Raw genomic sequence first — 22,743 nt, forward strand, 5'->3', positions numbered from 1 at the left:
GGATGGTCGCCCGTTCGGGCGGGGTGACACTCGCTTCGTGATGCTTTCGCGAGCGCTATGAAATTTTCGCGCCGCAAGGCCCTTGACTCTGACCTTGGTCAAAGGCCCAGACTCGCGGCATGAACACACAAACTGCTCCACTCACCATCGGTGCCGTCGCCAAGCGCGTTGGCGTGGCGATCAACACGATTCGTTATTACGAACGCTTGGGGCTGTTGCCCAAGCCACCGCGACGTGCCTCAAACTATCGAAGTTGTGGGGATGGAGCGATCGCGCAGCTGCGCTTTAACCGCCGGGCCATAAATCCGAGCCTCACCCTGAAGGAGATTCTCGATCTGCTCACGCTCCCGCATAACCACCAGAAGGGGGTGGCTGCAGTGAAGCAGCGCGCACAGCTTTGGCTGGTGGCGCTGAATGCCCGCATTGCCGAGTTGCAGCGTGTGTGCGATGGGCTTGCACAACGGGTGGAGTCCTGTCCCGGCCACGGCGCACCCGACCATTGCCCGAGCTTGCGGGTGCTAACCCATGAGGAGATGTCGTCATGAGCGAACCGATAGCCTGTTGCCAGGGTGCCAGCCAGTCGGCGGACGCGATGGCGATCGATCCGGTGTGTGGGATGCAGGTGAATCCGGCGACCGCAAAACACGTCAGCATGCACGACGGGCAGACGTTCCATTTCTGCTCCGTCGGTTGCAAGACGAAGTTCGAGGCGGCACCGGCATCGTATCTGGTGGCTTCCGGCAAGCAGATTGCGGCGGGTAGCTGCTGCGCCGGCGAGACGGTCGCGACGCCCGATCATGCCGCAGCAAGCCTCACCCAAGAGAAGGATCCGGTCTGCGGGATGACGGTGGACCCGCACACCGCCAAGCAGCATGTTGAACATGCCGGTCACACTTACTACTTCTGTGGGCAGCGGTGCAGCGACAAATTCATAGCCGAACCACTGGCCTGGCTCGAAGGTCACGCGGCCCCGGGGGCGATCTACACCTGCCCGATGCACCCGGAGATCCAGCAGGTCGGACCCGGCGAGTGCCCCAAGTGCGGCATGGCGCTGGAGCCAATGCTGCCCAGAGAGGACGAAAACGACGGCGGCGAAGTGCGCGCCATGACCCGCCGCTTTTGGCTGCTGGTGGCCCTCACGCTGCCGGTGTTCCTGCTGGCGATGGGACCGCACCTATTCGGCTGGCAGCTGCCGTCACCATGGGATGGGATAACCCACTGGGTCGAGGCGGTGCTGGGGACGGCGATGGTGCTGTGGGGCGGGGCGCCGTTTTTCCAGCGCGGCTGGAATTCGCTCAGGCCTTGGCGGCCGAACATGTACACGCTGATCGGCGTGGGGACCGGCGTGGCTTGGCTCTACAGCGTGGTGGCATTTGTGCTGCCGGGGATCTTTCCGGCCAGCTTTCGCGACGTGCACGGCCAGGTCGGCGTGTATTTTGAAACCGCTGCGGTGATCGTCACCCTGGTCACGTTGGGCGACTTTCTGGAGCTGCGCGCGCGCCGCCGTACCGGTGCCGCGCTGAAGGCGCTGCTGGGGCTGGCGCCGAAGACCGCGCATCGGCTGGCCGACGACGGCAGCGAGAGCGACGTGCCACTGGCTGAGGTGCATGCGGGTGATTCCCTGCGCGTTCGCCCCGGCGAAAAGGTGCCGGTCGATGGCGTGGTGCTCGACGGCGAGAGCCATGTCGACGAATCGATGCTCACCGGCGAGCCGATGCCGGTGAGCAAGACCAAGGGCGAGCCGGTGACCGGCGGCACCGTGAATCAGGACGGCGCGTTGACCATGCGTGCGGAAAAAGTCGGCGGCGAGACGATGCTGGCGCAGATCGTGGCGCTGGTGGCCAAGGCGCAGCGCAGCCGCGCGCCGCTGCAGCGGGTGGCCGATCGCGTTGCGGCGTGGTTCGTGCCGGCGGTGTTCGCCTGTTCCATACTGGCGTTCGCGGGCTGGGCCTGGCTCGGTCCAGATCCGAAGCTGACGCATGCGTTGATCGCGGCGGTGTCGGTGCTGATCATCGCCTGCCCGTGCGCGCTGGGGCTGGCCACGCCGATCTCGATCATGGTGGCCAGCGGCCGCGGTGCGCAGAACGGCGTGTTGTTCAAGGATGCCAGCGCGATCGAGGCGCTGCGCGACATCGACACCCTGGTGCTGGACAAGACCGGCACGCTGACCGAAGGCAAGCCGGCGCTGACCGAACTGCTGCCGCTAGGCGAACTGCCGCGCGAACGCCTGCTGCTGCTGGCTGGCGCGTTGGAGCAGCCCAGCGAGCATCCTCTGGCGCGAGCGATCGTCAATGCCCTCGACGGCGAAACGCCGCCCACGGTGGAGGATTTCCGCACCCTGACCGGTCGCGGCGTGCAGGGCCGTGTCGACGGCCGCCTGGTGGCGCTGGGCAATGCGCGACTGCTCGACGAACTCAAGATCAACGCCGACGACAAGGCCACGCAACAGGCCGAAGCGCTGCGCGGCGACGGCGCTACGGTGATGTTTCTCGCCGTCGACGGGGTGCTGGCCGGCTTGATCGCGGTCGCCGACCGGATCAAACCGGGCACGGCGAAAGCGATTGCGGCGCTGCATGCCGACGGCCTGCGCCTGGTGATGCTGACCGGCGACAACGCGACCACGGCGAGTGCGGTGGCGCGCCAACTGGGCATCGACGAGGTGCATGCCGATGTGACACCCGCCGACAAGGCATCGGTGGTGACCCGGCTGAAGAGCGAGGGCCGCCGCGTGGCGATGGCCGGCGACGGCATCAACGACGCGCCCGCGTTGGCGGCGGCGGACGTGGGCATCGCAATGGGCAGCGGCACCGACGTGGCGATGGAAAGCGCGCAGGTGACTCTGATCAAGGGCGATCTGGGTGCCATTGCGCGGGCACGCTCGTTGTCCCGTGCCACCGTGCGCAACATCCACCAGAACCTGTTCTTCGCCTTCATCTACAACGCGGTCGGCGTACCGCTGGCGGCCGGTGTGCTGTATCCGGTACTGGGCATCACGCTGTCACCCATGGTGGCCGCATTGGCCATGAGCCTGAGCTCGGTGTCGGTGGTGAGCAATGCGTTGCGCCTGCGCAAGGTGACGTTGTGATAGAACGTACCAGCAAGTGCCTTGCAATCGATCATCAGACCCCACTTCCAGTGACCACGTACAGCAATCTGTCCCGGCGACATCCCGCCAAACCTTTGCGCCTGACGGCCCTCGTTCTGGCCACGGCCTTGGGGGGATGCACGGTGGGACCGAATTTCGTGCACCCCGATCCGCCGCAGGCGGCGGCCTATACGTCGGCAGCGACCGCGCCGCATCTGCAGCCGGATGCCGGCGAGCCCGCGCAGCGGGTCAGCGTCGAGCAGGCAATTCCGGCCGCCTGGTGGCAACTGTTCCGCTCGCCACCACTGGACCGTCTGGTGCGCCAGGCGATTGCCAACAGTCCTACCATCGCGGCGGCCCAGGCCCGACTGCTGCAGTCGCAACAGGTGGTGGCCGAAGCACGCGGGGCCTATGCCCCGCAGATCGATGCTTCCGCTTCGGCCGAGCGGCAAAAGGGGCCGCCGTTTGCCCTGGGTATTCGGCCCAACCATGATCTGCCGACCTACAGCCTCTACTCGGCCGGCGCCACCGCAAGTTTCACCCCCGACGTGTTCGGCCTCACCGGTCGGCGGGTGGAACAGCAGCAGGCGTTGGCGCAGAACCAGGCGTATCAACTGGCAGCGGCGCAACTGGCCGTCACCGGCAATGTCGTCCATCAGACGCTCACCATCGCGGCGGCCCGGCAGCAGATCGCGGCGCTCGACGCCACCGTCGCCGCCGACGAAAAAACCCTCGCGCTGGTGCGGCAGAAATACACCGATGGCAAGCTGGCCCGGGATGACGTATTGACCGTCCGGGCTCAGCTCGCGAATGACCGTGCCCTTCTGCCGCCGATGCGGCAAGAGGTGGCCGTGGCGCAGGACGCGCTCGCCATCTTGGTCGGTGTGGCGCCAGCCTCGTTCTCGCCGCCGGACTTCGACCTGGCCGATTTCACGCTGCCGGCCGAGCTGCCGGTCGGGCTGCCTTCGGCGCTGGCTGAGCGCCGCCCCGACATTCTCGCCGCCGAGGCCCGGTTGCACGCCGCCAGTGCGGCGGTCGGCGTTGCCGACGCGCAGATGTATCCGAGCTTCACCTTATCTGCGTCGGTCGGCACGGCGGCGCTTGCCACCAGCTCGCTGGGCGGCGGTTCCAACCTGGTCTGGACGCTGTTCGGCGGTATCACTGCACCGATTTTTCATGGCGGTGCGCTGACCGCGCAGAAGCGGGCAGCGATCGATCAGTTCCACGCCGAGCTGGCGCTGTACCGGCAGACCGTGCTGACCGGACTTGGCCAGGTGGCCGACCTGCTGCGTTCGCTCGGCCACGATGCCGAACGGGTACAGGCCGAGCGCCAGGCGCTGGACGCCACCGACGACTCCTTGCATCTGGCGCAACGCCGTTACGCACTGGGCAAGACCGGCCGGCTGCCCCTGCTCGATGCCGAACGCCGTGATCAGCAGCAGCGCGTGTCGTATGTCCAGGTCAGGGCGCAACGTTACCTGGACAGCGCCCAGCTGTTCGTGGCCCTGGGTGGCGGATGGTGGCGCGATGCCGGCGCCCCCGACCAACGCGCCAACCCGACACGCCAACCCTCATCATCCGCCGTGCCTGATCGTCGACGCACCCTCGAACCGAACCAGTGAATACGCCAATGAAACCTCTTGTCCAAAAAATCCGCACCGTTTTCGGATCGATGCGAACTGCGCACGGCAAAAGACCGCGCCAGGGTGCTCGCCGTGCCTTGCGAATCGGGATCGTGCTGCTGGTGCTGGTCGCCTTCGGGTTGCTGCTGCGACTGACTGTGATGCAACCCCCTAGCGTTTCGGTGGCCACCGTGCAGCGCGGCAATGTCGTCGACGAAGTGAAAGGCTCCGGAACGGTGACGGCCGATGCGCTGGCCAATATTGCCTCGAAAATCACCGGACGGGTGGAGCAAGTCTTCGTCGCGGAGGGCGACAGCGTCAGCAAGAACCAGATCCTCGCCACGCTCGACCAGGATGGTCTGCGCCATCAGGTCGAGGTCGCCCAGGCGCGGCTGGACGCTGCCCGCATCAACGCCGAGCAACGCCAGCGCGAATGGACCCGGGAGAAACAACTTGTGGCCTCCGGTTCCGTCGGTGTCGAGGAAGCGCAGCAATACCGCGAGCGCAACGCCGTGGCGCAAAGTGCTGCGCGCGTCGCCGCGGCGGAGCTCGGCAAGGCGACATACGAACTGTCGCTGGCCGGCATCCCCTCTCTGTCGGACGGCATAGTCACCCAGCGCTGGGTGGTGCCGGGGGCCTCCGTGGTCGCTGGCCAACCGATGTTCACGATCGCCGACACCCATCTGATCTACGTGGATACCTTTGTCGACCAGAATGTCGCCGGACGCATCCGCAAAGGTGAGGTGGCGACGGTCATCCTGCGCGGCCGCGAGCGCCAGCCGTTGCCGGGGCACGTGCTGCGCATCCGCCCCCGCGCAGATGCGGCGACCGAAGAAACCGTGGTGGAAGTGAGCTTCAGCATCCCGGCCGACCAATTCCAGCTCGGCCAGTGGGCCAACGTCTACATCCGCACCGGCGAAGCGAAAGATGCACTGGTGGTGTCGCAGATGGCGCTGATGCCGATGGGCAACGATCTGTTCGTATGGGTGGTTGGCGCCGACCACACACTTCACCGCGTGCGTGTGACCGTGCTGGCGCGCAGCGCGCGGTCGTCAAAGGTGGCGGTCGTCGGTGACGATCTCCATGCCGGCGATCGCGTGGTGCTGATGCCGATGGGGCTGAGGCCCGGTGAAACGATACGTCCCGAGCCGGTCAAGGCCGCGATGTCGATGGGCATGGGGATGGGGATGGGGATGGGGATGGCACCGTGAATCTTGCACTTCGCGACATCAGCTACCACCGCTTTAAGTTCTTCAGCTCCACGCTCGGCGTGTCGCTGCTGATCATGGTGGTGATGGCAATCGGCGGCATCATCCGCGGCGTCATCCTCGACTCGGCCACCATCATCAACGAGACGGGGGCGGACCTGTGGGTGGTACAGGCCTATGGTGCCCACCCGCAAGGAGGGACGCTCGGGCCGTTTGTCGAGACATCTCGCCTGCCGCAGCAGGTCTATCACGCGATCGAGGCGATCCCCGGCGTGGCACAGGCGAGTCCGTTGGCGACGGCGTGGGAACACGTGGAAGTGATGCCCCACCCTACCCGGCTGATGAAGTTCATGTACATCAACGCACTGCTCAACACCGCCAGCATGGTCGAGCCCGGCTGGATGGCCATGCCGAAACTGCAGCGATTCATCGTGATCGGCTACCAGCGCGGAAAAATAGGCGGGCCGCCGGTGATCGTAGCCGGCCGCGGCATCGAGTCCAGTCATTACGAGATCGTGGCTGACGTCAAGACCGGTTTCCAGCTCGGGCAGAGGATGCGCCTGGGCAACTTTGACTACACGGTAGTGGGGCTGACCAAAAACATGGTGGGTTTCACCGCGGACCCAGTGATCTACACCACGCTGGTGGACGCGCAGAACATCATTTTCCAGCAGGACCCCAACCTGTTGCGCAGTCAACGTCCCTCGGTTGCGCAGCCGTTCACGGAGCTGGCTGCCACCCAGCCGCGGCTGGCCGCACCACTAGCGACCACGGCGGCCGCCATGGCCACAAGCACACGTTTCATCAACGCAATCGCGGTCAAGCTGGTACCCGGCGCATCGGCGCAAAAAGTCGCGCAACGGATCACCCACTGGCAGCACCTGCAGGTCTACACTGCGTCGCAGGCGGTGAACCTGCAGCTGATGGGCTCCAACCGCCTGATCCTGTTTCAGCTGGCGCTGTTCCGCGACATCCTGGTGCTGATCGCGGGCATCGTCATCGGACTGATCACCTACACGTTCACGCTGGACAAACTACATGAGATCGCCATGCTCAAGCTGCTCGGTGCGCCCAGCGGCGTGGTGTATCGCATGATCCTGCAGGAGGCCTTGTTCATGGGCCTCGTGGGCACCCTGGTCGGCAGCGCCCTGGAGCTGCTGATCGAGCCGTACTTTCCGCGGCGCGTGCTCGCCACCTATGGCGATATCGCCCAGATGCTGGTGGCAATGGTGATCGTCGTCGTGCTTGCCAGCGTGCTTGCCGTGCGCCGGGCGATGCATGTCGATCCGCGCAGTGTGCTGGGGGGAGGCTGAGCATGACTGCCAACTACGCCATCCACGCCGAAAATCTGTCGATGGTCTACGGGCGCGGCCCTACCCAGGTGGAGGCACTCAAGGGCGTCGAATTGGCCGTGCGGCCGGGCGACCTGTGGGCGATCATGGGTCCCAGCGGTTCGGGCAAGACGACGCTGCTGACCATCCTCGGGCTGGTTACCACGCCGACCGGCGGAAGCCTGCGGATCGACGGGGAAAACATTTATGACGGCAAGCAGCCGGATCTGGCACGACTGCGGCGCGAGAAGATCGGATTCATTTTCCAGTCGCCCAACTTGATCCCGTTCCTGACCGTGAGTCAAAACGTCCTGCTGCCCCTGCATCTGGCGGGGGTTCGCGGCCAGCATGCCGAAGCGCGGGTGCGGGAGTTGCTGGGCTATCTCGACATCGCCGACCGCGCCGACCTGCATCCCAACCAGCTGTCCGGCGGCGAGCAGCAACGAGTGGCCATCGCCCGCGCGCTGGCCAACAACCCTAAAATCATCCTCGCCGATGAGCCCACGGCCAGCCTGGATACGGAACGCGCGTTGAATGTCATGCGTCTTTTGCGGCAGGTGACCAACGAACAACATGCGGCCGTGCTAGTGGTCACCCACGATCACCGCTTGATCAAGGAAGTCGATCGTGTGGTCCAAGTCATCGATGGTCGAATTGTCGATGCCATATCCGATGCACCGACCGGAGCTCAGGAACCATCGCGGGGCCCTGAGCGATGAGTGCCGGCAGTGCGAACCCGGGATGCGGCGACAACACGATCTTGGGCAAGTCGCGGTGCAAGGAGCTCGCATGAGCAGTTGGAGCGTCGGTGAACTGGCCATGCGCGCCGACATGTCGACAGAATTGTCAGCGCTGCTACCAGCGCCGCTGCAATGACCGTAGCAGCGGGGTCAGACGCGTGCGGTTTAGGCGTCCGCGGCCTGTTTGATCGCATCGGCCTGGGTCGGATAGTCGTGGATGACGCGGGCCAGCGTACGCAGACCGACCCTGGCAACCAGCGCCAGGGTGATCTCGTTGATCATGTCGCCGGCATGCCGGGCAACTATCGTCGCACCGAGGATGCGGTCGCTACGTTCGTGGACATAGATCTTGACGAAACTGGCCTCCTCGTTGTCGGCAATGGCCCGATCGGTGTAGGCGCACCAGGGTATGGTCAATGCACTCAGCCGTTGGCGGCCGGGAAACGGCGCATTACGGACCGCGATCCGCGCCGATGCCTCGGCAGTATGGGTAAACTTGTGCTCCAGGCAAACATCGCCGACCGCATAAATGCGCCGATTGCTGGTGCGTAGAAAATCGTCAACCCAAATGGGGGTTATAAGCTCAAACCGGCGGAATTTCTCCAACAAGGGGTTTGCTCCCGATACCGGGAAAATCGTACGTTAAGGCATAGCCGGGCTTGCATCACCCTGTAGCGACGCGATCAACGGGCAGGAGACATTTCCCTGCCGTAGATGGCAGGCGCACACAAGTTCGGACAGCACCGACTCCATGCGTGCCAAGTCGGCCATCTTCTCGCGAACGTCCTTGAGCTTGTGTTCAGCCAGGTTGCTGGCTTCTTCGCAGTGAGTGCCATCGTCCAGCCGCAGCAGCTCTGCGATCTCGTCCAAACTAAAGCCCAACCGCTGAGCTGATTTCACAAACCGCACCCGCGTCACATCTGCCTCGCCATACCGGCGAATGCTGCCGTAAGGCTTATCTGGCTCCGGTAGCAGGCCCTTACGCTGATAGAACCGGATGGTCTCCACGTTGACCCCGCCCGCCTTGGCAAAAACGCCAATGGTCAGATTCTCAAAAATGGTTTGCATATCGCCTAACTCCGTACATAACTACGGAAGTAAGGTTACGCTATCCATTCCAAATTCAAAAGGACAAACGCATGTCTGAACCACAAAACGGGCGCGGAGCGTTCTTCGCCGGCTGGCTGGCCGCCGTCCTCGCCTCTACCTGTTGCCTTGGGCCGCTAGTCCTGGTCGCTTTGGGAATCAGCGGAGCATGGATCGGCAACCTGACGGTGTTGGAGCCGTATCGACCAATCTTCATCGGCGCGACGTTGGTGGCGCTGTTCTTTGCCTGGCGTCGCATCTTCCGACCGGCCGCAGCCGGTAGTCCAGATGAGGTCTGCGCAATCCGCAGGTGTGCACCCTCTACCGGCTCATTTTCTGGATCGTGGCCGTGTTGGTCTTAGTCGCGCTTAGTTTTCCCTATGTCATGCCATTTTTTTACTAATCAGGAGTTCACCATGGAAAAACTGTTTGCCTCCCAGGCTCTCGTCGCCGTCGTTGCCCCCGTGTTGGCCACCAATCAAACCGTCCCGCTGTCCATACCAGGCATGACCTGCGCAGCCTGTCCAATCACGGTCAAAAAAGCCATCTCGAAAGTCGAGGGTGTAAGCAAGACCGACGTGAGTTTCGACAAGTATGAGGCCATTGTCACTTTCGACGATGCCAAAACCAGCGTCCAGAAGTTGACCAAGGCGAACGAGGACCGGCGTTTTTCAAGGTACTTGTCGCGTCAACCGTCTAACTATGCCGCCCTTTTCTCGACCTGCTGCTCCCGATCCGGGTTCAGCATCACCGTTCCTATTGGCTCCCAGTTTCGCGTTCGTCCAGACCAGCGTTCAGGGTTTTTCTCCCGGGCTTGTTCGTACAGCTCATGACGCCGAGCCAGGATCTGCTGATCCTGCCTTTGGTGCCGTTCTGCCTGTGTCACGAAGCGGATCCGGCTATGCCGGTGCTCGTGGTTATACCAACGCATAAAATCCCTTACCCAACCTCGTGCGGCGTCCAGGCTGGCAAAGCCCTCTGCTGGCCATTGCGGGCAGTATTTCAACGTCCGGAACAGTGATTCCGAGTACGGGTTGTCATTGCTCACGCGCGGTCGGCCACGGGACGGCGTGATTCCCAGGTCATGCATTTTGCTCAACAGCGTCAGCGATTTCATCGGTGCACCATTGTCCGAGTGCAACACCAGTGGCTCGTGCAAACACTGCTCGCCGATCACGCTACGTTGCAGTAGCGCAGCCGCCTTCTCGCCGCTTTCTTCTTCGTAAACCTCCCAGCCCACGGCCTTGCGGCTGTAAATATCCTCGATCAAGTACAGGTAGTAATACTTACCACGCACTGGCGAGGGAAGGTACGTGATGTCCCACGACCACACCTGGTTGGGACCTTTGGCTGCGTGAGTCGTCGGCGTGGCGTGGCGCCTGGGGCGCTGGCTACGACCACGATGCTGTTGTTGGCCCGCCGCACGCAGTACCCGATAAAACGTCGCTTCCGACGCCAGATAGCGCTGTTGGTCGGCCAACCTCGGTACGATCTGGCTGGGCGGCAAATGGGCGTAGGCCGGGCTGTTGCACAGGTTCATGATCGCTTGCCGTTCGACCTCGCTCAATGCATTGCGCGGCGTTGGTCGCACGGTGGTTGTTCGGGCGTCAGCCTGAACAGCCTCGGTTTCGGTCCATCGTTGCAAGGTTCTGAGTGAGAGGCCGACTTCCTGGCAGGCCCTGAGCTTTCGGGCTCCAACCGCGATGGCTTCACTTAACCAGCTCACCAGTAACTGCCGTTCCGGCAAGGCCGTCAGTTGTCCTCGTTGTCGATCCCCCAGTAATCGTTGAGCTTTTTTCGTAGCACCAGCAACGCAGCGGTTTCAGCCAGCGCCTTATCTTTACGGCGCAGTTCGCGCTCAAGTTCCTGGATGCGTTTCTTGTCCTTACGGGCTTGTTCGCGATCGTCTTTTTGCTGGGCTTTGTCTGCCTTCTGGCCGTTGATGCAGGCTTACCGCCACGCCTTGATTTGTTCCGGGTACAGGCCTTTACGGCGGCAGTATTCACCCAGCTCAATTTCGGACAAGCCGGCGGCTTCAAGGACGACCGCAAACTGGGTTTCGGCTGTCCAGTTCTGGGCCGATGGGATGTTCTCGGGCACTGCGTTTCCTTCAGAGCTGGCCTTTCTGCGCCAGTTGGCCAATGACATGTCGCTGACCCCTTCGCGCCGAGCAACCTCGGCCTGACCGAAGCCGAAGCCCATGCACAAAATATCGAAACCGACAGCCGTACCCTGAGCCTGGACAATGTGCCTCGTGCGCTCGCTAACTTTGACACCCGCGGCTTCATCAAACTGGTGGTTGAGGCAAGCTCTCGGCGACTGATTGGAGTTCAAACCGTGGCGCCAGAAGCGGGCGAGTTGATTCAGACCGCCGTGCTGGCCATTCGTAACCGGATGACGGCGAACGACCTGGCTGAGCTATTGTTCCCATATTTGACAATGGTTGAGGGACTCAAGCTCTGTGCACAGACCTTCACAAAGGACGTCAAGCAATTGTCATGCTGTGCCGGATAGCAGAACAATCGAAAATTGGTTTCGTGGGCAAAGCATCTTTATACGATCAAAAACCTCATAGGCAGCCGATCAGCGTCATCTCAGCCATGAGTTGCTCTCGGTTAAGTTGTTTGTGCGGTATCGCCATGAACAAGTTTACTCGTTTTTTGATGTGCGCTACGGTCGCATCGAATGCATCGTTGATTTGATCCGGTGATCCGCTAATGTCGGATGGATCTGCCAGCCCCCAATGGGCTTTTATCGCAGTACCAAACACGATTGGACAAGCCTCTGCAGCCGCTTTGTCGCATACAGTAATGACGAAATCGGGATCAAGAAAACGGTGAATTTCGATTGACTTACTGAACAACTCTTCGGCGATGATCCCCTCGCGTTTAAGCGCCTTTAGACTCTGCGGATGAATTAAGCCGGAAGGATGGCTGCCCGCACTGAACGCTTGCATTCCAGAGGGGGCGACACTATTAAAGATGGCTTCGGAGAGGATACTGCGACAACTGTTGGCGGTGCAGACAAATAAGATTTTCATCGTTGAAACTCATATACATAGTGAAATATGTTGGCACGAGTATCGCCAAAACAACTGCAGTTCAAACCGCTCAGCGCTAGGCTTGCAGTGCGCTGACCCACTCCTCGACGGAGATGCTCAGATAACCTGTAATCTCCAATGTTCGATCTTCTAGGGCATCGTGTTCTGGATGCATATGCTGCCACGCTCCTACCACCATATCGCGATGGGTCAATAGCGCCTCAATCTGTGGACGAAACAGTCTCAGCATTGAGGTCAGCCAGAGGTTGGTCGGCCAGGACGGATAAGCATGATCTACTGAAAAATCTTTCAGCATATTGATCGTGTCGGTTGAAGAGTACCAAGTTTCACCTGTCACCCAGCGGTTGCAAGCAAAAAGTCCAATTGGTAGCCCCCATGGATCCATCGAGATTGCAATCAGATGAGCAATCGCTTGGTCGCCTCGCGGCCACTCTTCGCTGGCCTGAGGATAGTCCATGGGGGTCACGCCTGAAGCGATGCCCTGTGCACGCATAAAGGTATGGAAATGTCCATGCTCAAGGCCACCCTCTCGATGGGCGTGGTAGTAGTATTGAGCGTGGCTCTCCTGATCGAACACATCACCGTCTGGATAATGGTTCATCTCGAAAAAACCTTCATGCCCCTTAATCACCTCCCCCACCACGTTGAAACCGGCTTTACTTAGTGCTCGCTGACAATCGACAATGACCTTGGAGGCTGAAAGCATCTCATGACGCGATGCCTGTGAAATCGAACCGACTTGCACGATGGGGATAGGTAACTCAGCTAATGCCGAACTGAATCCTGTGGGCTGGTCGTTCATCTTTTAATCCTGAGAATAGTGGTTACGAAAGGCTACGCCTCTGAATCTGGTATCTACGATGTGATTGCTCGACTAGAGATCCATTTTTGGCCTAAGGACTCTTTGCCGCAGGAGGATTTGGCTTAAATTGCCGCTGTAATGTTTCTATGTATGCCACCAATGCAGCTAACTCTTTGGACTCCCATTCGAGTGGAGCAGCTGCCATAGGGGCCACCATACAGACTTGTATCATCTCATCTAGAAACACGTGAGACATCCCAAACTGATTTTTACTCATGATCACTTCATGGGGATATGGTCGGGAGAAGGAAGGCTGGAACATATTTAGGCCCTGATGACAGGTGTCGCAGGAGAGACCGTTGCTACTCAGAAGTTTGTCTTTGAACAGTTTTGACCCCAATGTTACAAGCTCACTTTCATTGCCTTGATAGGGCTTGTAGTTAGCAGGCCGTTTAACTTCCTGTGCGGAACAAGGATAAGCTTTAGCAATACATGGATTTGTCGCTGCACAAGGGTTTGTGCCCTGTGAAGGGGGTGTCACAGCATATTTGTTGGCTGCGTAACCATTCTGCGCTGTGTATAGTGTGGAAAGTTCGGTTGAAGGTGGCTTTGCTGCATTCGAGGCCGCCATTATCGGCTCAGCGAGGGCCATAGTCAGTACTGCCGCGGACGCCATTGAAGCCAGCGGTATGGTTGCGTTGAGAGCTTTTTGGGATATCTGAAACGTGCTCATGGTGACTCCCCGACGTAAGCCATCCTAGAAAAAGCAACGGCTTTTTCTGTCATTTACAAGGAGTCAGATGAATCCATCGCCAATTCGTTACAGGTTCTCTTGGAGATTTTGAACGAGAGAATCATGGCCAGGTATTTTTTGACCCGGCCGTTTTCTAGCTCAAAGCACAGCCCGCTCGCCAGCAGCTTTAACAAGGAATTTTGCATAGCAGATCAGCTATCAGATCATCATTTAGATTTAAATACTTCGGCTGATGTGAAGCACTTGAACTATCAGGCCGCTCCAGAGAGGCCATGGAGTTCGTCCCTCAATAAAAAGCAAAAGCTTCAGTATAGACGGCTTAACTTCGAACGAGGAAAGGCAACACAGAAAAATATTTAAATCCTAGGGATGCTCCGATCAACTTGCCGAACGGCGGCGGCAAGTCGAAATTTCCTCGGGACGCACCGCTATTTGCCAAAAAACGACCGATGCTTCGTGTATTGAGGGCTATTTCGTCTGGTCTTCCGTGTTAAGCACGCAACTCGCCCATACCCATCAGCTGTTTTCGAGCCATCCACAGGTTTGACAGGGCGAACAGCGTGGTCAACTGAGCTGTGTTTTTCATCAGTCCACGAAAGCGCACTTTAACGTAACCAAACTGCCGCTTGATCACCCGAAACGATGCTCAACCTTGGCCCGTGTCTGAGCTTTGCAGTACTCGATCTTGGGCTTGGCTTTGACAGCAGGCTGCGTTTATTCAACTTGGAATAGGTGCTGCGGCGCGCTGCGATTTGCCAGATCACTTCACGATTTTCATGCTCTTCACGCTTCTCGACACCGGTGTATCCAGCGTCCGCATACACCGCGTTTTCTTCGCCATGCAGTAGCTCGGCGACCTGTGTGACATCGGCCACATCGGCGGCGGTGCCATGGACGTGATGAACCAATCCCGACTCTGCATCGGCGCCAATATGGGCCTTCAGTCGGGTAAAGCAGGAGTGTTACCACTCCTGCCTCCCCTAAGAACCGTACTTGAGAGTCACCCCTCATACGGCTCAAGCCTTCCAGCAGCCTGAGTGAGACCGGGCTACCTGACGATGCGCTCTTCGGCGCTCAAGGTAAGACGTCCATGCCGGGTCGAACGGGTTCGCTGCACTGCATATTTTGATATGCCGAACAATCGAAACACTGGCGGTGGCAAAAAGCCAAGCGGGTTGACTCATGCCACGTACTTTTTCCTTGCTGGCGAAAATCCAGTGCCGTTGACCCACTACACGAAAGTATCGTTGTTTTACCCAATGGGCACTTTTCATGGCATGCCGGCGGACAGCCCAGCGCCATAACACTCGCCAAATCTGGTGGTCGATCCACGCGAAACGCTTGGCGGCGACAACATGGCGATGATACATGGCCCACCCCCGGATCACCGGGTTCAGGACCAGGATCAAGTTAGCTTGCGTCGCCGCCTTGTTTCCGTTTGTGATTTCCCGGACCTTATCCAGAAGCGCTTTCACACTCTTGCGAGCCGGAGTGATGAGTAGCTTGCCGGCGTACTTACGTACGTTCAGGCCCAGAAAATCGAAGCCTTGCGAGATGTGCGTTATGTGAGTCTTTTCATCAGAGAGTTCCAAGCCGCGCTCTTTCAGGAATGCCTCAATTGCAGGTCGAACCTGATGTTGCAGGATAGCCTTCGAAGTTCCCGTGATGATGAAGTCATCGGCATATCTAACGACGTGTATCTTGAATGGCTGTCGCTTTCGGTCCGTCGAAGCCACGCTTGTGTGGACAACATGCTCCAGCCCATCCAACGTCCAATTCGCAAGTATCGGGGAGATGATTCCCCCTTGCGGGGTTCCTGCCCCCGTTGCGAACAAGGCTCCCTGATCGACATACCCGGCTCGAAGCCACTTATGCAGAACCACTTTCTCCATGGGTATGTTGGCGAGCAGCCAATCGTGGCTGATATTGTCAAAACAGCCTCGTATGTCACCCTCAAGTACCCATTGCGCCGAACTGCGTTTCGCCAGTGCATTGAAGCAATGTGCGATTGCATCGGCCGTGGATCGCTGTGGCCGAAACCCATACGAATTTGGATCCGCACGCGTTTCTGCCACCGGCTCAAGTGCCAGTTTCCACAGCGCCTGCATGGCGCGATCCCGCATCGTTGGAATTCCCAGCGGGCGCTTCTTGCCATTACTTTTGGGTATGTAGATACGTCTCAGCGGTTGAGGGCAATAGCCTCGGTGCTGTAACGCTTGTACTCCCTTCGATTTGGCCACAGGGGTTGACCAGATCTTGCCGTCAACGCCCGGTGTTCTCTTGCCTCTATTCTCCGTCACTCGTTTCACGGCCAACATCTTGCCGTTGTACGAGCGAGTCAGCAGCCGCTGCAAGGCTTGCACCTTGCCCCATCTTCCTTCTCGTGTTGCCTTGGCGATACGTACCTGGAGTCGTTTCACTTGCGATTCGATTTGGCACCAGGATAGGGGCCAGATCGAATCGAAGTTCGAAGATGCACCCGTGCCCGCCGCTGCTTGTGCATGGGATGTGAGCACTACCATCTGCTTTCCTCCGTACAACGATTGATCAGGTTATTTCGCCATGGAAGACCTTGTGGAAGTCTGCTCGCTTTCGCGCCAGATGATCTTTCAACCTGTATTCGCCCCATTACAGGGCGACCTTCGCTTTTTCCACATTCCTTTACCCGCAGCACCAACAGCTTGCTTTACAGCTCACCTGCCGAAACCGGCAGCGCTACGGGCTTACCCTGTTCCACATGGATTTCCGAACGGGTCGGGCTCCTCGATTTCGCCGGCGGCACCACATCCACGAGGGGGTATTGGTAAGACCCCCTACCTGTCCGCATACCTTTTGGTTCAAGCCTGTCAGCATCTTTGGCTTGGCTATTTTGACGACGTTTATATGAGGTTCACGTGTGTTAGCCGTACCTGTTCATCCCTAGCACCTCTCCGCCTTGATGCTGGCAGATTCGGTCTTGCCTCGCGGTTCGACCTACCGTGAATATCGGCGGTTACATTGTCCCCAGAGCTTCAGACCCAGCTGTTACCGGCTACGCCTGTCTGGGTAGGGAACGATTGGTGGAACAATCGGTTCCGTCGGGCGTTAACCTGCGGAACAGAAACCCATGCGACTTTCAGGTCGCACTCCCGAAGAAATACTGATTACCTTAATGAGATGGTCAGCCCGGTTCGAGAAATCCGGTGAGTCTAGACTTACCGGGTTTCTCTCTTTACCGAAGGAGGATCTCTCATGAGTACGTTGACGCTTCTGGGTATCGACATCGGCAAGAACACCTTTCACCTGCATGGCCAGGACGGCAGAGGAAATCAGCTCTTGCGCAAGAAACTAAATCGCAGCCAGTTATTGCCGTATCTGGCGCAGTTGCCGAACTGCAAAATTGCCATGGAGTCCTGCGGCGGTTCGCAGTGGCTGGCTAGGCAGATCGAAGGCTTAGGCCATCGCGTGCAGTTAATTGCAGCGCAGCATGTGAAGGCCTACGTCACCGGCAACAAGAATGATTTTATCGATGCAGAGGCCATCTGCGAAGCCGCGTCGCGCCCCAGAACCCGCTCGGTTGCGGTAAAGACCCTTGAGCAGCAGATCCTGTCGACTGAGCACAAGCTGCGCAAGTCTTGGGTGGATAATCGCACGCGAATCATCAACCAGGTGCACGGCTTTCTGCTGGAGTTTGGCATCATTTTCCCCATTGGGAATGCTGCTCTGGAACAGGTGCCCGCGTTAATGGAGCGCCATGAGCTGCCGATTCGACTGTGTAATGCGGTTGAGCGAATGTTGCTCGATATTCAACGCCTGACGAGAGATATCAAGGCGATCGATGTCGAGATCAAGCAGCAATTGTCTGAGGACGCCGCAGGCATACGCCTGTTGAGCATCCCCGGCATCGGCCCTCTCACCGCGAGCGCGCTGGTGGCCGACGTTGGCGACGCTTCGACGTACAAAAGCTCACGCGACTTTGCCGCCTCACTCGGGTTGGTACCTCGACAATATTCAACCGGCGGCAAGACGAGCTTGCTCGGCATCAGCAAGCGCGGCGACAAGTATCTGCGCTGCCTTCTGGTGCAAGGCGCTCACGCCTTGATGATCCGAATTGAAAAGCGAAACGATGCCCTCGGGGCCTGGGTGAGAAACCTTTTGGCGCGTAAGCCGCCAAACAAGGTCGCCTGTGCGCTGGCCCACAAAATGGCAAGAATCGTCTGGGCTGTCTTAGCCCGAGGTGGGAGCTACAACGTTCAACAAATGGCTTGATCCAACTGAGTGACTACCGGCTTTTGCGACGACAGTGATGATGACGATAAACGGCAGACATCCCGACTGAAATCCTGAAGACCAAGATAGCTTTTTTGCAGCTGGTGCCTTTATCAAGGACAGTGGGGAGCGACTTCTCATCAAGGGCCGAGCGCTAATCACTGTGCTCACCATGAGCCCGGATACATTAGCGCAAGCATGCTTTACCGTTTATCAAAGCTGGGTTGCAGGAGGCGGGCTGACCATACATTCTTGGTCTGATGTATCTCGGGATCGCGCTTGCCTTCCTCGTTCTTGGTGGAACAGGGGGCATGAATAATGGTGGCATCGACGATAGTGCCTTGACGCAGCGACAGGCCGTTTTCTTGTACATAACCGTTGATGACCGCGAGGATCGCAGGTGCGAGTTGATGCTTCTCCAGCAAGTGCCGGAAGTTCATGATCGTAGTGTCTTCCGGGATCGGCGCGCTCAACGTCAGGCGTGCGAATTGGCGCATGGGCGTGATTTCGTAGAGCGCTTCTTCCATGGCCGGATCGCTCAGGGAGAACCAGTTCTGCAACAGATGGATGCGCAGCATGGTTTCCAGCGGATACGGTTTACGGCCACCGCCGGCCTTGGGGTAGAACGGCTCGATCAGCCCCAGCAGGCCTGTCCAGGGCACGACCTGATCCATCTCGGCGAGGAAGCGTTCGCGGCGTGTCTGCTTACGTTTTCCGGCGTATTCGAAATCGGAAAAGCTCATCTGGCTCATGGGCAGCTCGGATCAGGTTGTCAGGCGTATTTCAGCACAGTTGAAGACTTGTTCGGAGATTCCCTAGCAAAATCATAATGTTACATAATTAATGTCGTAATTTTCCGTTATCTCGGCATAGCCCCAAATGAGTCTGACGTTGAGTCGTGGGGAGAATTTGCGCTCGCTGTGTGACCAGCTCGCACCCAATCACTTGGCCCTCACTGGGCGCTGTGAAGCGGGACAGTTACGACGCAATAGAGTTGGCTTGCTGTAAAGAGGCAAGCTGATTGGTGTAACAAAGAGCCGGTTACCAGTTCTTCTGGTAGTTGGCTGCTTTTTTCGTCACCCGCCTTCAATCAATGTAACTTATTGAAATAACTCAACTAAACATCTTTGGTTGAGTTAATACAGCTGCTAATCCGTAGGCTTGCTCATGTGTTCTCAGATTGAAGAATGCTTAGAAGGATGGAAAGGTGAATTCTCCTGGCGTCCTCATCCAGCATCTCTGATGCATTCCAGATGGCCTCAAATCTTGGCCTGATTTCCGTAGTAAGCCTCCTGCAATCACCGGTTGTAAGCCGGCGTCCGAGCAGCGTGGCCGCAGGCTTTGCTAGATCCACCCAGCCATCGCTTCCATCCTCTTCGTAGATGAATTTCAGTTTTGTATCTGTCATGCGGCACGCGCCGTCGACCCTTAGACGCTTTCGATCGTCCCAAAAAACGCACAGGTACTCATTCTTGTCTGTGGTGTCGAGAGAGTCGGGCCATGTCTCAAATGCCCACCGTTCGGTCCCCTCCCCATCACTAGCTGTGTTTGCATGTTCAAGGTGTTCCTGTTTGTCGTGTTGGTCCTTACGAGCATCCGCCTCAGGTCCAGGCCTCGACGTATATAGCAGCGCAAATGCATCGCGTCCCTCGAGGTCTGAGATCGAATAATTGGTAAAAGAGAAAGGCCCCTTTTTTCCGTAGTCCGGGCGACCGTTACGATTCTTCTTATATGCCTCTGCTGCGTCTACCAGGTCTTGGTCGGTTATTTCTCGTGTATCTCTCGATGACCAAAGCTGTTCAAACCATTTCTGCGCTGAACCGACCTCCGATTCTTCGGTGGTGTGGATTGCTGCTTCCAGCCATTTGGAGAGTTCAGACCCTTCAAAACCTAAGCCGTTGGCTGATAGGTTCGCTGATCCGATGATTGCCTGGGATGGCCCAACGATTACTTTCGCGTGAAGGCGATCGCACTGAAGGATCTGTACGTGTTCTATTTTTTTTGCGCGAGCGACAAGCTTTTTGATAACCGCGGGGTTTGTTCCGCCACTTCTGAGATTGCAAACAATACGGAGTGGTTTATCCCGCTTGGGATGAATTAACTCATCGGCTCCCCTCCCCCAAAATGCCACGGCGACATCCAACCGGTCCTCGCTAGCAACCATAGAGCGAATACAGTCCTGATACTGGTCGGGCCCAACAAACATTGAGAATCCTTATCGACTGGTACTAATAAAAATGGCTGATGCGCCCGTGCGCCCGTTGGCTACTCTTCGTGGTCTGCATTACGTTTGCGCCACTGTGCTTGTCTAGCTGCGACTCGTTCTTTTGGTTCTTTGAGCTTACCAGCCTCTCGAGCATCTCTAGCCCACTGGGCTTTCGCCTCCCGCCGAGCAATTGCTTTCGCTTCATCGCTGTCCCAAGCCTTTGGGGGCCGACCTCGCTTCTTGATTGTCGGAGGGAGGGATAAAATATTGTCAACGTTACGGGTGTGCTGCTTTGTGTGGAACTCAACACATTCATTAATTTCTGGTGGGAGGATTTTCTGTTTTTCTAACTTGGCGATGAACTCTTCAAGATATCCCTTCTCCCAGTAGCCATCCTCGATACCTTGTCGAATTTTGTTAAGTTCTCGATCAACAGCTATTTGACCAAGGCGCTCAAGAACTGGTGCTCCCACCGGGCATACCAAGCCGTCAATTGCTGTCGACGTACGGCCGGCAGTGAGAATGCTCCACGCACTGCAAGCTTCGTCCAGTTCGTGGTATCCAGGGTCATCATGGAGCACGTTGTCCTGAAGGTATTTAATGGCTTCGCTGTAGCGACTTGGAGTGATTGCATCCCGCAAAAAAGTAAGGAAATCGGTAGATGCCTTTCCATTGAATGCGGATGAATCTCTGCCTGATGGAAGGGTCGTGAGGCTGTAGAGCTTCTTGGTGCCATCTTTGGAGTCTTTAGGTTGTAGAACCTTGATGCGATAGATCGGCCGCGGGCAGTTAGCCGGTAAACTCATTGGCGTTGATGGCAGGACCGAGTAGAAGGCTGCAGCACCACCGCTATCTAATTCGGCAATTTCGCAGATGGTGATTAAAGCCCTTGAGCTGTGATCGGTCAGCAATCGTTGGAAATCACGATCAACCGTTTTTTGCAGCTCAATTCTCGCTTCTGCTTCGGTCTGCTCTGATGATGCCAGGCCAAGTAAACGTCGCGCAGTTTTAATAGGAGTGGTGAATACAACCTCCTTGTAATGCCCGTTGCCCCCTGTGATCTTGGCCATCTTTTCCTTGCCAAAAACATTGCGCGTGACGAGTAGAACGAACCAGAACTCGTCGTTTTTCATCAGGAATGCTTGCGCTAGTCGTCCATCGTAGGAATGGACAACCTCCAATCGGGCTTCATGATCACCGCCCTTTTGTCGCACTGAGTTTGGCCGTTGCAGGTCGAAATACGTAAATCCGTCACCGAGTTCTTTCCGCCGTCGGTCGAACACAATTTGTGCGTCCCTGGCGTTTTCAATTCCCCGTTCGAGGTCAACCAAGAGCATTGAAAGAATGCGTTGATTGTCTTTCAGCAGAGCATTAGAAATCCCATCGATTATTTTCTTGTCATATTCAGGTTCTGGTGAGTAACCCCGGGGATCCAGACTCCGAAGGCCAATCTGGCCAAACGGGGCTGCCTCCAGGACAAACTGTGTGGTTGCAAAGCCATAACTGTCATTCCTGCTGCAGGAAAGACGAGCTAGGAATCTGCCACCGTCATGGCCTTTTTCTTTAGGCCACAATAGCTCGTGGATGCGCCATACCCTTTTAAGGTTGACGATGTGTTGTCGCGCATATTCATCGTCACCTTTCAGAAGAAGATAATCAGTGAGGGCGTCTGAGTATTCAGCTTTGAAGGCATACGTGGCGGTTGTCAGAGCTGTTCGGGTCGTTGATCGAAAGGTTCTTTTCCTTTCAATGCTTTCGACAGGAACAGGTGCAGGCTTGGTATTGAGGCATGTCCCCCTCCTCCCCTGATCTCGCTTAATTCGCTGATGGACTACGCATGCAGAATCGATTGTCGATCGGTAAGCAAGCCACTTGATTTGAGAATCTATCAAGGTGCACTTCACTAACATGTCGGTACCGCCGTCCATGCGATCGTGCTCAGCTACGATTTCGGCCTCCACTACCTTCGATTTGGCCATCTCGCCTTTCCTGCATAACGTAGACATTAAATTTAGAGTCTATCTCATCTGGCTGAGCCTGGAGACGCGTCTCACCATCTTTTTAGTTAGAAATCGCCTCTGATCGATATAACGTAGACGATAAATGTCCAATTCCCAATTTTTAGCCCAACCCTGAGCCTGATTGTGGCAGGACTGGTCCAGTATCAAAGCGTACACAGTAACGTAGACAACAAAGACCTGACTCGTTCCGTACCCCAGCAGGGGGCCAATTGGCCTCCATCAAAGGAGCTCGGTCAATAGCATTAAGGCATCAGATCAACAATGCGGTGCTGCGATGCTTCAACTCACGTCTGACCATGGACAGCAGTCCTCAGCTGCGGTTGTGGCCATAAACTACGAAAAACTTCTTGAAGAAACCCTTAAGCGCTTGTCTGGCCTCTACGGCGATTACATGACGAGCGAACAGGTTTCTCGCGAGCTTAATTATTCCGAAAATTACTTCAGGAAAAAAATTGGCAATGCTCAATATCAACACCTGGCGTGGGTGAAGGTGATCAACCCAGCACGCAAAAAAAAGGGCAGATTCTGGGTATATGGAACTGCTGCTGTCGCCACTTACCTTGGGCAAGGAAGTTGAAT

At 57.6% G+C, this 22,743-nt stretch carries 16 protein-coding genes and 6 pseudogenes; 11 read left to right on the forward strand and 11 right to left on the reverse strand.

Annotation, left to right across the window (positions count from 1 at the left end):
• The first annotated feature begins 119 nt into the window (after positions 1-119).
• The 6 genes from FFS64_RS23715 to FFS64_RS23740 are packed head-to-tail and all read left to right on the forward strand — an operon-like array spanning position 120 to position 7,965.
• Positions 120-545: a MerR family DNA-binding transcriptional regulator gene (locus FFS64_RS23715; protein WP_137807367.1), complete on the forward strand. Its 426-nt coding sequence runs from the start codon at positions 120-122 to the stop codon at positions 543-545.
• Positions 542-3,085 carry a heavy metal translocating P-type ATPase gene (locus FFS64_RS23720; protein WP_137807368.1) on the forward strand — a complete coding sequence of 848 codons (2,544 nt, stop codon included), beginning with the start codon at positions 542-544 and terminating at the stop codon, positions 3,083-3,085. The genes FFS64_RS23715 and FFS64_RS23720 overlap by 4 nt, the downstream gene beginning before the upstream one ends.
• Positions 3,082-4,707, forward strand: a complete 1,626-nt coding sequence (locus FFS64_RS23725; protein ID WP_171017126.1) for an efflux transporter outer membrane subunit — start codon at positions 3,082-3,084, stop codon at positions 4,705-4,707. Before FFS64_RS23720 ends, FFS64_RS23725 begins: the two co-directional genes overlap by 4 nt.
• A gap of 8 nt (positions 4,708-4,715) precedes the next feature.
• Positions 4,716-5,918, forward strand: coding sequence for an efflux RND transporter periplasmic adaptor subunit (locus tag FFS64_RS23730; protein ID WP_137807369.1), 1,203 nt, complete (start codon positions 4,716-4,718; stop codon positions 5,916-5,918).
• Positions 5,915-7,228 carry an ABC transporter permease gene (locus FFS64_RS23735; RefSeq protein ID WP_137807370.1) on the forward strand — a complete coding sequence of 438 codons (1,314 nt, stop codon included), beginning with the start codon at positions 5,915-5,917 and terminating at the stop codon, positions 7,226-7,228. The genes FFS64_RS23730 and FFS64_RS23735 overlap by 4 nt, the downstream gene beginning before the upstream one ends.
• A 2-nt stretch (positions 7,229-7,230) precedes the next feature.
• Positions 7,231-7,965 (forward strand): ABC transporter ATP-binding protein, encoded by a 735-nt coding sequence (locus FFS64_RS23740; protein ID WP_137807371.1) that lies wholly within the window; start codon positions 7,231-7,233, stop codon positions 7,963-7,965.
• 186 nt (positions 7,966-8,151) lie between these two features.
• Here FFS64_RS23740 and FFS64_RS23745 read toward each other — a convergent pair whose 3' ends face one another.
• The gene (locus FFS64_RS23745; RefSeq protein WP_057978534.1) at positions 8,152-8,595 is read right to left on the reverse strand and encodes a hypothetical protein; all 444 of its coding nucleotides are present in this window, start codon (positions 8,593-8,595) and stop codon (positions 8,152-8,154) included.
• A gap of 33 nt (positions 8,596-8,628) precedes the next feature.
• Positions 8,629-9,054 (reverse strand): Hg(II)-responsive transcriptional regulator, encoded by a 426-nt coding sequence (merR, locus tag FFS64_RS23750; RefSeq protein ID WP_057978532.1) that lies wholly within the window; start codon positions 9,052-9,054, stop codon positions 8,629-8,631.
• A gap of 71 nt (positions 9,055-9,125) precedes the next feature.
• On the opposite strand from merR, the pseudogene merT reads away from it, so the two are divergent.
• Positions 9,126-9,475, forward strand: a pseudogene (gene merT, locus FFS64_RS23755) (mercuric ion transporter MerT).
• A 13-nt stretch (positions 9,476-9,488) separates the two neighbouring features.
• Positions 9,489-9,734: pseudogene (gene merP / locus FFS64_RS23760) on the forward strand (mercury resistance system periplasmic binding protein MerP); the annotation flags it as partial.
• Positions 9,735-9,772: 38 nt separating this feature from the next.
• Here the strand turns inward: merP and FFS64_RS23765 are convergent.
• Positions 9,773-11,274 (reverse strand): annotated as a pseudogene (locus FFS64_RS23765) (IS3 family transposase).
• Between FFS64_RS23765 and FFS64_RS23770 the strand changes: the two are divergent.
• A pseudogene (locus tag FFS64_RS23770) lies at positions 11,251-11,586 on the forward strand (mercuric reductase); the annotation flags it as partial. The pseudogenes FFS64_RS23765 and FFS64_RS23770 sit on opposite strands and share 24 nt — an antisense overlap.
• Positions 11,587-11,641: 55 nt before the next feature.
• Here FFS64_RS23770 and FFS64_RS23775 read toward each other — a convergent pair.
• The 5 genes and pseudogenes from FFS64_RS23775 to ltrA all read right to left on the reverse strand — a co-directional run bounded on the left by FFS64_RS23775 (position 11,642) and on the right by ltrA (position 16,211).
• On the reverse strand, positions 11,642-12,112 hold the full coding sequence (locus FFS64_RS23775; protein ID WP_057978531.1) for an arsenate reductase ArsC: 471 nt from the start codon (positions 12,110-12,112) through the stop codon (positions 11,642-11,644).
• A gap of 76 nt (positions 12,113-12,188) precedes the next feature.
• Positions 12,189-12,935 carry a hypothetical protein gene (locus tag FFS64_RS23780; protein ID WP_057978529.1) on the reverse strand — a complete coding sequence of 249 codons (747 nt, stop codon included), beginning with the start codon at positions 12,933-12,935 and terminating at the stop codon, positions 12,189-12,191.
• A gap of 91 nt (positions 12,936-13,026) precedes the next feature.
• On the reverse strand, positions 13,027-13,668 hold the full coding sequence (locus FFS64_RS23785) for a cytochrome c peroxidase (RefSeq protein WP_082631619.1): 642 nt from the start codon (positions 13,666-13,668) through the stop codon (positions 13,027-13,029).
• A 511-nt stretch (positions 13,669-14,179) separates the two neighbouring features.
• Positions 14,180-14,633 (reverse strand): annotated as a pseudogene (locus tag FFS64_RS23790) (IS5 family transposase); the annotation flags it as partial.
• 72 nt (positions 14,634-14,705) lie between these two features.
• Positions 14,706-16,211, reverse strand: coding sequence for a group II intron reverse transcriptase/maturase (gene ltrA / locus FFS64_RS23795; RefSeq protein ID WP_057978527.1), 1,506 nt, complete (start codon positions 16,209-16,211; stop codon positions 14,706-14,708).
• A gap of 709 nt (positions 16,212-16,920) precedes the next feature.
• Between ltrA and FFS64_RS23800 the strand changes: the two genes are divergently transcribed.
• A complete protein-coding gene (locus FFS64_RS23800; protein WP_057978525.1) occupies positions 16,921-17,937 on the forward strand; it encodes an IS110 family transposase in 1,017 nt (338 codons plus the stop codon).
• A gap of 251 nt (positions 17,938-18,188) precedes the next feature.
• Here the strand turns inward: FFS64_RS23800 and FFS64_RS23805 are convergent.
• From FFS64_RS23805 to FFS64_RS23815, 3 genes and pseudogenes are all read right to left on the reverse strand, one after another.
• Positions 18,189-18,689: pseudogene (locus tag FFS64_RS23805) on the reverse strand (IS5 family transposase); the annotation flags it as partial.
• A 413-nt stretch (positions 18,690-19,102) separates the two neighbouring features.
• Positions 19,103-20,080: a phospholipase D family protein gene (locus tag FFS64_RS23810; RefSeq protein ID WP_256660525.1), complete on the reverse strand. Its 978-nt coding sequence runs from the start codon at positions 20,078-20,080 to the stop codon at positions 19,103-19,105.
• A 122-nt stretch (positions 20,081-20,202) separates the two neighbouring features.
• The gene (locus tag FFS64_RS23815; RefSeq protein ID WP_057978521.1) at positions 20,203-22,122 is read right to left on the reverse strand and encodes a hypothetical protein; all 1,920 of its coding nucleotides are present in this window, start codon (positions 22,120-22,122) and stop codon (positions 20,203-20,205) included.
• A 316-nt stretch (positions 22,123-22,438) separates the two neighbouring features.
• On the opposite strand from FFS64_RS23815, the gene FFS64_RS23820 reads away from it, so the two are divergent.
• Entirely contained in the window at positions 22,439-22,741 is a 303-nt protein-coding gene (locus FFS64_RS23820) for a hypothetical protein (RefSeq protein WP_057978519.1), read from the forward strand.
• The last annotated feature ends 2 nt before the right edge of the window (positions 22,742-22,743 follow it).

Source organism: Pseudomonas sp. G(2018) (assembly GCF_005502415.1).
In the GTDB taxonomy this organism is placed as follows: domain Bacteria; phylum Pseudomonadota; class Gammaproteobacteria; order Pseudomonadales; family Pseudomonadaceae; genus Aquipseudomonas.

Coding starts and splice junctions, on each gene's coding strand:
- FFS64_RS23775 (WP_057978531.1), bottom strand. CDS start 12,112: ATGAAAATCTTATTTGTCTGCACCGCCAACAGTTGTCGCAGTATCCTC.
- ltrA (WP_057978527.1), bottom strand. CDS start 16,211: ATGGTAGTGCTCACATCCCATGCACAAGCAGCGGCGGGCACGGGTGCA.
- FFS64_RS23715 (WP_137807367.1), top strand. CDS start 120: ATGAACACACAAACTGCTCCACTCACCATCGGTGCCGTCGCCAAGCGC.
- FFS64_RS23780 (WP_057978529.1), bottom strand. CDS start 12,935: ATGAACGACCAGCCCACAGGATTCAGTTCGGCATTAGCTGAGTTACCT.
- FFS64_RS23800 (WP_057978525.1), top strand. CDS start 16,921: ATGAGTACGTTGACGCTTCTGGGTATCGACATCGGCAAGAACACCTTT.
- FFS64_RS23740 (WP_137807371.1), top strand. CDS start 7,231: ATGACTGCCAACTACGCCATCCACGCCGAAAATCTGTCGATGGTCTAC.
- merR (WP_057978532.1), bottom strand. CDS start 9,054: ATGCAAACCATTTTTGAGAATCTGACCATTGGCGTTTTTGCCAAGGCG.
- FFS64_RS23730 (WP_137807369.1), top strand. CDS start 4,716: ATGAAACCTCTTGTCCAAAAAATCCGCACCGTTTTCGGATCGATGCGA.
- FFS64_RS23720 (WP_137807368.1), top strand. CDS start 542: ATGAGCGAACCGATAGCCTGTTGCCAGGGTGCCAGCCAGTCGGCGGAC.
- FFS64_RS23820 (WP_057978519.1), top strand. CDS start 22,439: ATGCTTCAACTCACGTCTGACCATGGACAGCAGTCCTCAGCTGCGGTT.
- FFS64_RS23785 (WP_082631619.1), bottom strand. CDS start 13,668: ATGAGCACGTTTCAGATATCCCAAAAAGCTCTCAACGCAACCATACCG.
- FFS64_RS23815 (WP_057978521.1), bottom strand. CDS start 22,122: ATGGCCAAATCGAAGGTAGTGGAGGCCGAAATCGTAGCTGAGCACGAT.